The 14,992-nt window shown below is 43.6% G+C and carries 11 protein-coding genes and 2 tRNA genes; 10 read left to right on the top strand and 3 right to left on the bottom strand.

Features of this window, described 5'->3' with window-relative positions:
- Positions 1–32 precede the first annotated feature (32 nt).
- The 4 genes from ABL924_RS01285 to ABL924_RS01270 all read left to right on the top strand — a co-directional run bounded on the left by ABL924_RS01285 (position 33) and on the right by ABL924_RS01270 (position 2,463).
- Entirely contained in the window at positions 33–305 is a 273-nt protein-coding gene (locus ABL924_RS01285; protein ID WP_349025255.1) for an HU family DNA-binding protein, read from the top strand.
- A gap of 12 nt (positions 306–317) precedes the next feature.
- Positions 318–393, top strand: a tRNA-Val gene (locus ABL924_RS01280).
- Between the two features lie 6 nt (positions 394–399).
- Positions 400–476 (top strand) — tRNA-Asp (locus tag ABL924_RS01275).
- A 118-nt stretch (positions 477–594) separates the two neighbouring features.
- Positions 595–2,463 (top strand): SurA N-terminal domain-containing protein, encoded by a 1,869-nt coding sequence (locus ABL924_RS01270; RefSeq protein ID WP_349025254.1) that lies wholly within the window; start codon positions 595–597, stop codon positions 2,461–2,463.
- A gap of 87 nt (positions 2,464–2,550) precedes the next feature.
- Here ABL924_RS01270 and ABL924_RS01265 read toward each other — a convergent pair whose 3' ends face one another.
- Positions 2,551–4,317, bottom strand: a complete 1,767-nt coding sequence (locus ABL924_RS01265) for a proline--tRNA ligase (RefSeq protein ID WP_349025253.1) — start codon at positions 4,315–4,317, stop codon at positions 2,551–2,553.
- A gap of 514 nt (positions 4,318–4,831) precedes the next feature.
- Here ABL924_RS01265 and ABL924_RS01260 point away from each other — a divergent pair.
- The 6 genes from ABL924_RS01260 to ABL924_RS01235 all read left to right on the top strand — a co-directional run bounded on the left by ABL924_RS01260 (position 4,832) and on the right by ABL924_RS01235 (position 12,753).
- Positions 4,832–8,371, top strand: coding sequence for an EAL domain-containing protein (locus tag ABL924_RS01260; protein WP_349025252.1), 3,540 nt, complete (start codon positions 4,832–4,834; stop codon positions 8,369–8,371).
- Between the two features lie 330 nt (positions 8,372–8,701).
- Positions 8,702–9,253: a formaldehyde-activating enzyme gene (fae, locus tag ABL924_RS01255; RefSeq protein ID WP_349025251.1), complete on the top strand. Its 552-nt coding sequence runs from the start codon at positions 8,702–8,704 to the stop codon at positions 9,251–9,253.
- Between the two features lie 69 nt (positions 9,254–9,322).
- A complete protein-coding gene (locus tag ABL924_RS01250; protein ID WP_349025250.1) occupies positions 9,323–9,925 on the top strand; it encodes a paraquat-inducible protein A in 603 nt (200 codons plus the stop codon).
- Positions 9,925–10,548 carry a paraquat-inducible protein A gene (locus ABL924_RS01245; protein ID WP_349025249.1) on the top strand — a complete coding sequence of 208 codons (624 nt, stop codon included), beginning with the start codon at positions 9,925–9,927 and terminating at the stop codon, positions 10,546–10,548. The genes ABL924_RS01250 and ABL924_RS01245 overlap by 1 nt, the downstream gene beginning before the upstream one ends.
- Complete coding sequence (locus ABL924_RS01240) at positions 10,541–12,157, top strand: MlaD family protein (protein ID WP_349025248.1); 1,617 nt, start codon at positions 10,541–10,543, stop codon at positions 12,155–12,157. Before ABL924_RS01245 ends, ABL924_RS01240 begins: the two co-directional genes overlap by 8 nt.
- 2 nt (positions 12,158–12,159) lie before the next feature.
- A complete protein-coding gene (locus ABL924_RS01235) occupies positions 12,160–12,753 on the top strand; it encodes a PqiC family protein (RefSeq protein ID WP_349025247.1) in 594 nt (197 codons plus the stop codon).
- Between the two features lie 191 nt (positions 12,754–12,944).
- On the opposite strand, the gene ABL924_RS01230 is transcribed toward ABL924_RS01235, so the two are convergent.
- Together ABL924_RS01230 and ABL924_RS01225 are read right to left on the bottom strand one after the other, a co-directional pair.
- A complete protein-coding gene (locus ABL924_RS01230; protein ID WP_349025246.1) occupies positions 12,945–14,405 on the bottom strand; it encodes a patatin-like phospholipase family protein in 1,461 nt (486 codons plus the stop codon).
- Between the two features lie 2 nt (positions 14,406–14,407).
- Positions 14,408–14,614 carry a hypothetical protein gene (locus ABL924_RS01225; protein WP_349025245.1) on the bottom strand — a complete coding sequence of 69 codons (207 nt, stop codon included), beginning with the start codon at positions 14,612–14,614 and terminating at the stop codon, positions 14,408–14,410.
- Positions 14,615–14,992: the final 378 nt, after the last annotated feature.

Raw genomic sequence — 14,992 nt, 5'->3', positions numbered from 1 at the left:
AATATAACGCTCACTTTCCTAAGGGGGAATAAATGAATAAATCGGAACTTATTGATGCAATGGCAGAGTCTTCTGGATTAACAAAAGCAGATGCAGGCCGTGCTTTGGATGGTTTTATCGGTGCTGTTACAGGAGCTTTGAGCAAAGGAGATTCTGTCACTTTAGTCGGTTTTGGTACTTATGCCGTCAAAGAAAGAGCTGAACGCTTAGGGCGCAATCCGCAGACAGGTCGTGAGATAACAATTCAAGCGGCAAGGCTTCCATCATTTAAGGCTGGTAAAACTCTTAAAGATGCTATAAAATAGTCGTCTTTAGTCGGGTGCTTAGCTCAGCTGGGAGAGCATCGCCCTTACAAGGCGAGGGTCGGGGGTTCGAACCCCTCAGCACCCACCAGACTTTGGAGCGGTAGTTCAGTTGGTTAGAATACCGGCCTGTCACGCCGGTGGTCGCGGGTTCGAGTCCCGTCCGCTCCGCCAAATATAAAGCCCCGTACCGACAAGGTTCGGGGCTTTTTTTTTAACAGGATTTTTCTTGAGGGAGTGCTGAAATAATCAGTGCTTGCTTAGACAATATAGCTTCTTTAGGATTGAGCTTATGCTGACAACAATTAGAGAAAAGGCACAAGGTGCCTTCGCTTGGATAATCTTGATTGTAATATGTGTACCTTTCGCATTATGGGGTATTCAAAATTACGTCGATACAGGCAAGGAAGCGGCGGTTGCATCCGTTGGCGATAAAGATTTTTATCAGCGTGATGTCAACAAGGCTTATGAACAATACGCCCAGAATTTTCAGGGTATGACGGTTGATGAGCGGCTTTTGAAATCGCAAGCGCTGGATAAATTAATCAAAGATGAAGTTTTATTGCAGTATGCACACGCAGAAGGACTCGTCGCAACCGATTCCAGCACTCGTGCTTTCATCGAAACCTTACCGTATTTTCAAACGGATGGCAAATTTGATGACAAGCGCTATAAATCGCTGCTTACTTCACAAAAAATGTCATCGGCTGAGTTTGTGAATAAAATTAAAAGCGCTCTGATTATGGAGCAATTTCAGCATAGTATCGTCGACAGCAGTTTTGCGACCCAATACGCGATTGATAATTTCTTCAAAATTCAAAATCAACAACGCGATGTCGATTATGTAACCGTCGCAATGGAAAAGGTAACGGTGCAACCCAGTGACCAAGAAATTACCGCTTATTACCAACAGCATCAAGCGGATTACAAAATACCGGAACAGGTTTCTGTAGAATACGTAGAATTGTCATTGGAAGAAATCGCTAAAAAAATCCCCATTACAGACGATAAGCTCCGTACGTTTTATGAAGAACAAAAAGAGCAGTACAGCACACCGGAACGGCGAAAAATAAGCCATATCCTGTATGCTGTCAACGCAAAAACCGATGACAAGACGGCACTGGCAAAAGCCATAAAAGCGCAACAAGATTTGAAGAGTAAAGACTTTTCTGTGCTGGCTGGGGAAGCGTCCGACGATAAGCTTACCGCCAAAAAAGGCGGTGATTTAGGTTTGTTTGTCGTGGGCAGTATGGAAAAATCGTTTGAAGAGGCAGCAAGCACATTAAAAGCAGACGAGGTATCTAAACCCGTCAAGTCCTCATTTGGTTATCACTTGATTAAAGTGACTGAGCTAGTACCTGGCGTAGTTAAGTCTTTTGATGCGGTGAAAGATGAAGTTACCAAAGGATACCAAAAAGCGAAGGCAGAAAATGCCTTTTATGAAGCTGGCGAGAAACTGACAGAAATGAGCTATGAAAACCCTGACAGTTTACAAACCGTGTCGGAAGCACTTTCTCTAAGCGTTAAAAAGTCAGGGTTATTTGCCAAGGATAAAGGCGAAAGTATTGCCTCTGAGCAAAAAATTCGTGATGCTGCATTTTCTGAGGAAGTACTTCAAGGTAATAATAGTGCTCCGATTGAGTTAGGCGCGGATCGTTTGGTTGTGTTACGGCTGCTTGAACGCAAACCAGCCGCCGTACGTGAACTAAATAGCGTAAAACAGGATGTGGTTACTGCAATATCTAATGATAAGGCTAGCCAACAAGCAATTGAGAAGGCAAATAAAATCAAATTGCGTGTACAAGCAGGTGAGAGCATCCAAAAGGTAGCTGCTGACCTTAAGCTGGCTGTGAAAGAGTCAACCGGATTGACGCGTACTAAGAATAGCTTGCCTGAGCAACTTAACGATGCGATTTTTAAGGCGGCAAAGCCTGTTGCCGGTAAAGCAACTATGTTTGCCGTTGGATTATCTACCGGCGAACAAGTGGTGGTTAGTCTGAAAAAAGTAGCAATTGGTGTTATCAGTGATGAAGATAAGAAACAGATGGAATTAGCCAAGAAAAACCTGGCTAAAGCTTTTGGACAGTCAGAATTCAACGCAATGTTGGCTAGCTTACAAACAAAAGCGGATGTTTCGATAAAATCTCAGCCCAAACCGTAGTAAAACATAAAGGCACGTAGTCAAGCCGATAGATCAATTGTTTATCTATCGGCTTGCATTTATAATTATTAAAATCGCAAAAACAAATTAAACGACATATTGTGCGAGTTTGGTTTGTAAGAAATCCATAAGTCCAGCAAACGGAATATCTTCGTTTTGTTCGGAAGTCCTCGATTTATATTCAACAAGTCCGGTATCCAAGCCCTTGTCGCTAATGATGATGCAGTGCGGTATACCAATAAGCTCCATATCGGAAAACATAAAGCCCGCACGTACTTTGCGGTCATCAAACAAGACATCGATCCCTGCATTTAATAAATCCTTATATAGATTTTCAGCAGCAGTTTTTAAACGTTCTGATTTGTGCATGTTCATAGGGCAAATAGCCACTTGAAACGGCGCAAGGCTTGCAGGCCAAATAATACCCCGTGCATCATGGCTTTGCTCGATGCTAGAGGCGACGACGCGGGAGATACCGATCCCGTAACAGCCCATAATCATGGTTTGGTTTTTACCGTTTTCGTTGATAACGTCAGCTTTCATGGCGGCACTGTATTTAGTGCCAAGCTGGAAGATATGGCCGACTTCAATGCCCCGTGCGATGTGGATATTGCCTTTGCCATCAGGGCTAGGGTCGTCCTCGACTACGTTACGAATGTCAGCGATACTTTCCGAAAGACTTGAAATGGGCGATAACAGGAAGTCTCTTTCCCAGTTGCACCCACTCAGATGAAAGCCTGGCTCATTAGCGCCACACGTAAAATCACTCATATTGATGGCTGAATGATCGGCGATCCAATTAATAAACAGACCCGAATTCTTTAATGGCGGACCAATGTATCCAAAACGGCAACTTAGGTTATCATCAATTTCCTCAGGTGCCGCAAAACGGAATTCACCCAATATCTTGCGTGCTTTGATTTCGTTAAGTTCATGATCGCCCCGCAAATACAAGAGGCAGAATACTTCTACATCTTGGTTCTGAGCAGTCTTAACTTTTTTCATGATAGCAAGTGTCTTAAGGATTTTTTGTGGAGCAATACCCAAAAACTGACTGACCTCTATAATTGATGTTTGGTCGGGCGTGACGATTTTCTCTAATTCTTCACTAGGAGATGATCTTGGGGATTTAGGTGGTAAAGCCACCGCTTGTTCAACGTTTGCGGCATAATCACCCTCATCAGAAAATGCGATAGCATCTTCACCAGAATCGGCCAGGACATGAAACTCATGCGATACTGCACCTCCTATTGAGCCAGAGTCGGCGATAACTGCGCGAAACTTTAAACCAAAGCGCGTAAATATCGTGGTGTACACTTGGTGCATGACAGCATAAGTTTCGTCAAGCGACTCCTGGCTTAAATGGAAGGAATACGCATCTTTCATAATAAATTCACGGCAACGCATTACGCCAAAACGGGGACGGATTTCATCACGAAACTTGGTCTGAATTTGGTAGTAAGTGATGGGCAATTGCTTATAGCTTTTGATTTCGTTACGTGCCAAATCAGTAATAATTTCTTCATGCGTAGGTCCCAGACAAAAATCGCGGTCATGGCGATCCTTTAATCGAGCAAGTTCAGGGCCGTATTTTTCCCATCGTCCGGTTTCTTGCCAGAGTTCTGCTGGTTGCAGAGCTGGCATTAATACCTCCAGCGCCCCTGCTTTTTCCATCTCTTCCCTTGTGATTTTTTCTACTTTGCGTAACACCCGCAAACCCAATGGTAGCCAGCTATACAGTCCAGTGGCGAGTTTACGGATAAGTCCTGCGCGTATCATGAGTTGGTGGCTGGCTATTTCGGCATCAGCAGGAGTTTCTTTAACGGTATTAAGCGGAAATTGAGAGGTACGCATGTGCTTTCTTTGTGATAAAAAGTGTGCATTTTACAGGGTTAGCAGCCATTTCGTACCTTTCTTGTTGAAAGAGGCTCTAAAAATTCATCGCCCTGTGGTCGCAGGTATCTACAAAACTTATTGTTAGCTTATGAGTTGCAATTTTATCTTGTTCTCCCGCAGAAGGAGGATTTTGAATTTTAATAGCTTTCTTTAAATACAAATTGATAACCGCGTATGTCAAACTATTTTTAAAAATAATAAGCACTCCTGCAGGAAAGGGACAAATTAACTCCAGAACTGGCTATTTCATATATAATTAAGTCTCGTTTAAGGTTAACAATTAATTTCAGTGTACTCATTGACCGCTCAAAGAGCGGGGGTGATTTTTACTAATGCTATTTAACTCCTATACTTGCTTGACTTATTTGTTCGTATGGGAAGATCTGATGATATCGACGAATAAACTATTTAAACTTGGAGTCGTGAGCTTGTTCTCTAAGTAACTTGGCGGGATGAATATTGGGATTTAATTATGTCTATGGCTAACCTGCACAATAGTTGGCTGAAAAATTGGCAATATATTGTTTTAACCACGCTGTTATATTATATCGTCGGTCGGTTAATGTTTCCTTTGGCATGGTTTCAGAGCTATGCCTGCCCAGTTTGGCCACCTGCGGGGATAGGGCTAGGAGCCGTGCTAATATGGGGTTATGCGGTGCTGCCAGGCATCTATTTGGCTGATGTGCTGCTTCATTATGAAATGTTTAACGCAGCAGAGACACCACTCAAGCCGTTAATTATTATTCTTAGCCCCCTTAGCAGTGTCATTCGATCTTGGTTAGGTTGCTTTCTAGTCAAGCGATTCGCGGACTTTCCCAATGAGCTTGTTTCTTTACGGTCAATTGTACTGTTCTTTTTTTTAGCCGGGTTGGTGGCCACTTTTTTCCCAGCGGCTATTACGACAACAGGGCTGTTTTTAAGTGGAGTCATTACCAAGCCAGATCTCGTATTTACTATTTTGATCAGATGGTTGGGGGACTGTTCAGGGGTGGCTATTTTCACCCCGTTATTTTTTATAGTGTTTAACAAATCGCATCGAATATGGCGTCAGCGCTTATTCTCTCTGGGCGTGCCGTTAGCTATTGTATTTCTGGTAGTCGCGATGGGTTATTTATATTCCCAAAATAAGGAGTTGGAGAGATTATATAAACTTGTCGGTAATCAGACCGAATTGGTCAAAAACGGCTTGCAGGATGATTTTTTGACTAAATTATCTACCCTAGATCGTATTAAAAATATGATGACCCTGAGCAAGTCATCAAATGAGGCTGATTTTCGGATTAGTGTACAAACGGATCTAAAACAACATCCCGATATGGTTCATATCGAATGGATGAAGGCAGTAAAGGTTGATCAAGGTTACCATTTCGTCAGACAGTTTGTTGAGCCCAATGAAAGCAGCCATTCAGTCGATTTTAATTCCATTCCTGAGTTGGTTAATACGCTGAATATCAAACAGGATGTTGTGATCCGAGCAGTGGGTAAACAGTATTATCTGATTGCTGTGCCCAGTTATGAGATAGGTTCTAATACGTGTGAATGTATTAAGGGCGTAATGATCGGGGTTTTTGATATGAAAGAATCCCTGCAAAGTGCGATGCGTCGAGGCAATGATAAACATATCACTGTTAAATTGATTGATGATGTTGTTAAGCCTAAGTTCGAATCCATTTTTGGATTGAACGATAACGAAGAAATGGCTGATCCTCTCAGTCTTACGCAGATAAAAACGATAAACTTCGGAGATCAGCACTGGTTTTTACAAGCTACGCCCAATAAAAATTTCTTGCCTGAATATTACTCCTGGTCTTCCTGGCAGTTATTAGTCGGCGGTATATTTCTGACTGGCTTCATGAGCATTGGCTTGCTCGTGTTGACTGGGCATACTGAACTCGTTGTTACACAAGTTGATAAACGTACCTTGGAACTCAAGCGCAGTAATCTCAAATTGGCAGCGCGGGAGCGACAATTTAGGAAGTTGGTACAAACCCAATCGGCTATTGTTTGGCGTGCAGATCCTGTTACTTTCAAGTTTTTATTTGTCAGTGCCGAAGCCGTGAGTATTTTAGGATACCCTGTCAGGCAATGGTTAGAGGAATCTGATTTTTGGCAGAAACACATCTATGAAAGCGACAGAGAAACTGTCTTAAGTCGTTGTGCACAAGGCGTTACAGGTAAGAAAAACCACAGTTATGATATGGAATATCGAATGATTGCAGAAGATGGCCATATCGTCTGGTTACGCGATATAGCGACTTTAGTGGTTGAAGATGGTTTGGTCACCGAGTTGTACGGTTTTATGATTGATATCACCCGACAAAAGCATTCTGAAGAGCAATTACGCCTGGCAGCCAACACGTTTGAGACTCAACAAGGCATTATGATTACCGATAAAGATGCCAAAATCTTACGGGTCAACAACGCATTTACCCAAATCACCGGTTTTTCTGCGCAACAAGTTATTGGTGGGAATCCCAGGATCTTGAAATCTGGGCGGCATGAGCAGGCGTTTTTTGAAGATTATTGGGAACAATTATTAAGCAAAGATAAGTTTGAAGGTGAAATCTGGAATCGCCGTAAGAATGGCGATGTTTATCCTGAGTGGCAAACGGTTACGGCAGTCAGAAATGATTTAGGCGAAGTAAGTCATTATGTCTCCGTCTTTTCGGATATTACCGAAAAGAAAGATGCAGAAAATAAAATTCATAGTATGGCGTTTTATGATCCCTTGACCAACTTACCGAACCGACGTTTATTACTGGATCGGTTTGATCAAGAGTTAGCCATTGCCAGAAGACACAAGCAGTATGGTGCCGTGTTATATCTTGACTTGGATCATTTTAAAATATTGAATGACTCACAAGGCCATTTGGTAGGCGACGAGTTATTGATACAAGTTGCCCTTCGCTTGGCCTCAGTACTTAGAGAAGAAGACACCCCATCACGTTTAGGCGGAGACGAATTTGTGGTTTTATTGCACGCAAATTCGGAAACATTATCAGCCGCTGCCGATCAGGCTATGACAGTTGCTGAAAAAATTCGCGAACAAATCAATACCCCATTTAAATTGAACGAATATCAGCATCAAATTGGCACCAGTATTGGTATCGCGTTATTTCCTGAAAACCATGAAAATCCCGATGCGGTATTACAACAAGCGGATACTGCCATGTATCGATCCAAAGCCAGTGGCCGGAATAGTATAAGTTTTTTCCAGCCGAGCATGCAGGTTGCGGCCGATTTGCGTTTAAGCTTGGAGCAAGATCTAAGAGGAGCAATAGATCAGGGGCGGTTTATCCTTTGTTACCATCCGCAAATGGATGCAGCTGGCAACATGGTAGGTGCAGAAGCGTTAATACGGTGGGAGGACAAAATTAAAGGCAGGTTGTCCCCAGCTGATTTTATTCCCGTTGCTGAGGAAAGTAATCTGATACTGACCATCGGTAAGTGGGTGCTAATGGAGGCTTGCCGCCAGATTAAAATGTGGGATGACGCTGGCCTCAATACCTTGCCTTACGTGTCGATCAATGTAAGTTCGCGTCAGTTCAGGCAACAAGATTTCGTCAGTCAAGTTAAACATGCGATTGATAGTGCGGGCATAGCGCCTTATCGCTTGGGTATAGAGTTGACCGAAAGCGTCATGATTGTCGATATCGAAGATACCGTTGCTAAAATGAAAGCCTTGAAAGCTCTTGGTGTGTCAATTGCTGTGGATGATTTTGGCACGGGTTATTCTTCCTTGGTGTATCTAAAGCAGTTACCACTGGACGTGTTAAAAATCGACAGAGGCTTTGTTAGGGACATCATGAGCGATTCCAGTGATGCTGTCATCGTAGAAACCATTATCAGCATGGCAAAGCACTTGAACTTACAGGTCATCGCAGAGGGCGTTGAAACAGCGGAACAATTAGCCTTTTTAAAGCAGAAAGGTTGTTCTATTTTTCAAGGATATTATTTCGACCAGCCGTTAACCTCTGCTAATTTTGCAGAGATTTATTTGAAAAAAGCATAAGAGAATCTCTAATAAATTAAAGAACCCCTTCTCCTTCTGGGAAAAGGTTGGGATGAGAGATTTAAAATTAAGCATTTACAATCCTCACCCTAGTTTCTGTTGACATTTCATCTCATAGCAGCCAAATGAATGCCGAAACGAAGCGGATATATGACCGTGCTGCTGTTTTTATGGTGGCCGATCCGATTGATTGGACTCATCGATTACCTTTCTGGTAAGAATATAAATCCTGCTATTTTGTCTGTCCCGCTATTTTCGTTATCTTTAATATTGCTCCTGTATCTTCATCCAGCATAGAATGCAGGTTTTGATCTAATTAACGGAGTCTATATGTCGAATGATATTTTGTTTAGAACTGGTGAAGCCACAGTGTTTGCAAGCGATGGACAAGGTACGGATGCTATGCCAGAAATACTTATCGGCAGCGTTAAAGGGCTCGCAGGGAATGCATTTGCGACCTTGATGGGACAAACTGAAGGCCACACCCGTATGTTTGCCATTCGTGCGTGCAACCAGCAAGTGCGTCCTGCTACGATAATCGTCCCCAAAGTCACGATCAAATCTGCTGCTTATGTCAATTTATTTGGCGGCCCTGTGCAATCTGCCGTGGCGGATGCGGTTTTGGATAGCGTGATTGCCGGAGTCATTCCGAAAGATCAAGCCAACGACTTGTGCATTATCGCCATGCTATGGATTGCGCCGGAATGTGCCACAAATCCTGATTTAGACAGGAAAGACTTATACCGCACTAATTATGAGGCGATGAAGCTTGCCATAAGCCGGGCCATGAACAACTCGCCCAGCATTGATGAGCTTATCGCTAATCGACATAAAATCACCCATGAAATGTACGACCCCGAAACTGGCGAATCGCAGTGGTGAAAAAAGCAGGCGAAAGGCACAAGGCGAAAACCACCTTGTTTTTACTTTAGCCTTGCGCCTATATCGCTTATGTATGAAGCCTGCCCGGAATGCGATCTATTACTGAATCCCGCCGCACCTGAGCCTGGGGATAAAGCACATTGCCCACGCTGTGGTTATTTGTTGCAACGCCCGCGTAAGCAAAGCATCGAACGGACATTGGCGTTATCACTTGCCGGACTTATTTTAATCGTGCCAGCTAATCTGCTGCCAATGGTCGGCATCAAGATATTTGGGAACAGCCACGATGGCACTTTGTGGTCAGGCGTTTCAGCGTTATTGAAAGAAGATATGTGGGCAGTGGCATTATTGGTGTTGTTTTCCAGCGTTTTATTGCCTTTAGTAAATTTGGGCTTGGCATTTTTGATTAGCTTTCATCTCTTTATACAAAAAGCTAACAATCACCTTGTCCGTTGGATGCGCTGGCTACAACATCTTAATGAATGGGCGATGCTGGAAGTGTATGCTTTGGGAATTATCGTGGCTTGCGTTAAACTTGCCGGAATGGCAGAGCTTAGGTTTGGTTTGGGCTTGTATGCCTTTGTTGCCCTGCTGATCGTGAATGCACTGCTGACGATAGAATTAGATATTTACTTGTTTTGGCAACGGATTGGTCAATTAACTAAAAGATAATGCTTTTAAAACCGCTAAAAACCGCTTTAACGCAAGGCTTTATGCGCTGCCACGATTGCGGTTGTTTAATAAAATCGAAAACTGAAACCTTATGCCCTGTTTGCGGACATCCTGTTTCCGCACGTAAACCCCATAGCATTCAACGTACTGTCGCCTTAATTATCAGCGCCTTATGTCTTTATGTTCCAGCCAATATATTTCCTATCATGTCCGTGACCCAGCTTGGCATAGCTGAAACCCATACTATAGTCGGTGGAATTGCGACATTAATCCAAAGCGATATGATCCCGATTGCACTTTTGGTGCTGGTTGCTAGTATCCTAGTTCCCTTAATGAAATTGTTGGGGCTGACCATGTTATTGCTGTGCGTACATTACCGGTGGCAAGTCAATGCCCGATTATTTACCCAGTTGTACCGCATCATTGCGTTTGTGGGACGCTGGTCTATGCTGGATATTTTCATGATATCCATATTGGTTGCCTTGGTGGATTTAGGCGGTGTCGCGCAAGTTATTGCAGGTTCTGCTGCGACTGCATTTGCCGGTGTTGTTGTGTTAACGATGTTTGCGGCGAAAAGTTTCGACCCACGGTTGTTATGGGATCATCAGATAAGCAATGAATAATTCACCCGAAGAAGAAATTGAAGCGGCGGATATAACGCTAAGTAAAAAAGCGACATTGCCGCTAGTCTGGTTTCTGCCGCTTATCGCTTTGCTAGTCAGCGCGTGGTTGATATTTAAATCTGAGTCGGAAAAAGGAGTGGTTATCACTATCAACTTTCCTACCGCTGAAGGCCTGGAAGTCGATAAAACCAAGATTCGCTACTTAGATGTGGAAGTCGGCAAAGTCACTGCCATTTCCATCAATGAAGATTTAAAAACCATCCGTGTAACGGCACAAATGACCAGCACGGCGACTGAATTCCTAAAAAAAACCACCAGTTTTTGGGTGGTAAGGCCGCAAGTAGGATTGGGTGGGGTTTCTGGATTAGGTACACTGCTGTCTGGACCTTATATCGAGCTAAGGCCAGGGATGGGCGAAGACCAGCGCCATTTTGGTGGATTGAAAGCACCACCGGTGATGAAAAGCAACGTGGATGGCAAACAATTTATGCTTGAAACCAGCAACTTGGGTTCCATGCGACCTGGCACAGTGGTTAATTTCCATGGCATCCCGGTCGGCGAAGTACTTAGCCATAAGTTGTCGGATGACGCTAATTCGATACGCCTAAGCATTTTTATCAATTCACCTTACGACCAATTCGTCAGAAAAAACACGCGGTTCTGGATAGACAGTGGCGTAGATTTATCGGCCAGTGCCGATGGCTTTAAAGTCAGGACAGGGCCGTTAATTTCCTTGCTCAGTGGCGGTATCGCTTTTCGCGCTTCGCCAAAAGATACACCCGCCGAGGCGCAAGCTGAAAATACACTGTTTCAGTTATACGAGACTTATGACCAATCAACCCAAATCACTTACACCAACACCTTGAAATACGTGATGCACTTTAATGGCTCCGTACGCGGCTTGACTATCGGCGCTCCCGTGCAGCTTCGCGGCATACCTATCGGAAAAGTCACCGATATTAGTCTTGAACTTGACAAAAAAACGGCAGAAATACGTGTCCCCGTCATTGTAGAACTGGAACCTGATCGTATTGAGTCGGTTAATGATGATGCCAAAGTCAGCGACAAAGACGTGATGAAGCAGCTCATCAAAAAAGGGCTACGCGCTCAATTACAGACCGGCAGCTTAGTCACTGGGCAGCTGTTGATCGACCTGGATTTTCACCCTGGCAGCAAGATCGTCGCTAACGATGAACATGACCATCACAGTGATTATAATGAGTTCCCCACCATCGCCAGTTCTTTTGAGGAATTTTCCCGCTCTGCCCAAACGATTATGGATAAGGTCGCCAAATTGCCATTGGATAAGTTGACCATAGAAATGAACAAAACCTTGGCATCGCTACAAGATACGTCAAAAGCGGCAACAGGTATGCTTATAACCGCTAACGGAACGTTATCAACTGCAAAAGAAACGCTGGGCAATGCCAGCGGCACGATTAAATCCGCCCAAGGAGTGCTAGGTAACTTGGAACCTGGATCAACGGGCTATTATGAATTCCATAAGATGCTTCAGGAACTCACGCAAGCGGCGAGTTCAATGAAACAACTGACTGATTATCTGGAACAACATCCCGAATCCTTGATTCGTGGCAAAGATGAGGAGTGATAATGTCTAAGCTACTAATAACAGCACTGTTAGTGCTGCTAGTAACAGCGTGTGCCAATGCGCCCTCTGTCCAGTTCTACGTTTTAGAACCTTTAAGCCAAATCGCTCCAATAACCGTTTTGGATACCAGGCAGCATACCATCGGCATTGGCCCCATTTCTGTTCCCGCATTATTGGAGCGTAAACAAATTATCACCCGACATGCTGGCAATGCCGTGGAAATCGCGGAATTTCAGCAATGGGCATCGCCATTGCAAGATAACTTGCTACAAGCGTTAACGCGCAATATCTCTAGCTTGCAACCAAATGACATCGTTAGGGCTTACCCTTGGAGTGTGCATGGTACGGTAGATTTGCAAATCGTAGTGGACATCATTCGTTTTGATACCACACCCGGCAAATCAGCAAATCTCGAAGCCAACTGGACAATAAAAAATGAAAATACGCATGAAATTCTGAAAGCCGGGCATTCCGTTATCAACCATTCACTGTCTGATTCATCTTATTCGGGAGCTGTTCTCGCGCTCAGTAAAGTTCTGGGGGAATTTAGCCAAGAATTATCGCTGGCACTGTTAAATGTGGAAATGAGCAATTAAGGGAGTCTGTGAAAATACAAAAACTCCTTTGATTTCAATACGACGATAGCGGAAATATACAGGCTATTGTTATTTGGCAAATTAGTGAAGGCTAAAAGCTGGGGTTTAAAACCTCAGTTCGAAACCGATCAATTTACGGCTAAGTAGTCGCTATTGTTTTCATTAAAGGTTAGCATCACCAAAAAATACCTTTAATCAGTAACACATGACTTTGTATAGCATTGATTTGGCGGGTCGGACTGGAGTTTATTTCTTAAATCCCGAAAGCCAGAGGAATTCTCCAACAATTCACTACCTGCGCGGATTACCTTATCTACTGATTTTTTAGGCAACGAGAAACTGGTTGGCAAATTCAGCAATTCCTTTCTAATGGTTGGATCAGGATAAGTCTCGAAACTTAAGTCTATGAAAAGCGGTGCAATTTCTCGGCTTAGCTGATGAAAGGGTTTAACCGAAGGGCACTGTTTAATTTTGTCGTTGCACTGAGTCAAGGTGTCCTGGGTTTGTTTGCGTTGATTGAAAAGATCACGCATGGATTCAATGGTTTCGAAACTGTAGTTTTCTAATGAGATGGTCGCGGTTTTAAAACCGACTTCGGAAATTTCCGGCGGCACGTCGTTCTTGCTGATATTATCCTGATTATCGGTACGTGCGTTCGCCACAATAAAAATCAATTTTTTGATACCGCTCTTCTTGTTGCCGCTATTCATGCGTTGACGAATAAAACCGCTGCTGCGCCGGTAGACATTTTCGATAGACCGCATACCAATGTTGTCCGAAAGCCCACCATCCATCAGATGGACAAAAGGATGTTCTTGCTTATTCAGATATTCATTGGCGCGAAACGCCCAATGCCATAAACGTCGGTTAGAGTCATGACTTTTCAACCCATTCTCAACAGTCTCAGGCATTAAGAATTGCTTGGCATTTGGGTAATTCTTTAAAGTAATTGGGCTGAGCAGAAACGGAAAAGCGGAGGAAGCCGACACTGCGCGAGCAACCGATAATTTACCTAGGTCGGAGTCCAGAAAATCGAATTGCTCCTGAGTAAATTCAAACGATTGACCACTGGCGAGATCGGTTGCATTCAAAATAATAAACGGACGCTTGCCCCGCAAACTTAAATCGTCAAAGGTCTTATGATCGAAAATAGTTTCGTCATACAGTTCTGTCGCCAAGTCTATACGGTTGAATTTAGGTGAAGCCAAACGCAGCCAGTTCAAAGGATTAAGTACAAGCCCAAATAATTCGCCCTGGATATCGCGGTCTAAGAATCGTTTTCGGAAATCGTCGAAGATGCGCTTACCAAAAAGCCCATAATAAGCGGCGGTAAATGAACCGCCGGAAATGCCAGAGATGCAATCCACCTCATCGAGTAAGCTGCCGCTCTTGCCTTCCCAACGGATGGGCGTATTGCGTAACTTTTCCAAAACGCCATAAGCAAACGCTGCAGCTCGTGTGCCGCCGCCGGAAAACGCAAGGCAAACAAAAAGTGAATCAGAATTGACCGCCTCTTTAGTGTCAAATGAAGCTGGATCGGGAAAACGATATCCTGTTTTTGGATTGTATGTGGCCAGTGGCTGGTTTAACACATAAGAAGCACAGCCCGAAGCTAACAAACATAACGCTGAAATCAAAATAATACGCAGCATAACTATGTGAAAGCCACTTCAAAGGGCTTAACGACAGTGGAATTGATCAAAGTAACCTGCCATTCATGAGGCTTAAAGTCATACGGCGCAGCCAAGCTAACGCTGTGAACCCCTTCCTCCATCTCAATCACTTGATTGGTTGCCCCCAAAAAATGATCATCCACCACAACCTCACGATCTTCCCGAAAATTGACCAACAAGTATTGCATTTTAAACCTCTCTTAAAACGGTTATTTGATGTAGCATTTATTTTTCAGCATACCTAATTTCCAATCGCATTATTAATGCCATACCGAGTGAACAGCTACAAGGTAATATTACCAAGTTAATTTTCTTGGCTCTATGTGATTTATAGTGGGCAGAAAGCTTAAGGTTGCTAACAAATAGTGATATAAAAGTGAGTCCGTTCGTCCCGAGCTTGTCGAAGGATGGACGGTCTTACTTTGAGCCAAGCGCAACTTTATGGTTAGCCATTATCTAACAATATCTATTTGAGAGTGTTTACGTAAAGATACATATATATTTCCGTTGGTACTCTAGGAAGGTAGTTGAATTAGTCAGGGCTACCCACAGCTTGATGGAAGCAT

It is taken from the genome of Methyloglobulus sp. (assembly GCF_040079455.1).
Lineage (GTDB): Bacteria > Pseudomonadota > Gammaproteobacteria > Methylococcales > Methylomonadaceae > Methyloglobulus.
Note: the sequence above shows the minus strand (reverse complement) of the source record. Positions and strands in the feature narration are given on the sequence as shown.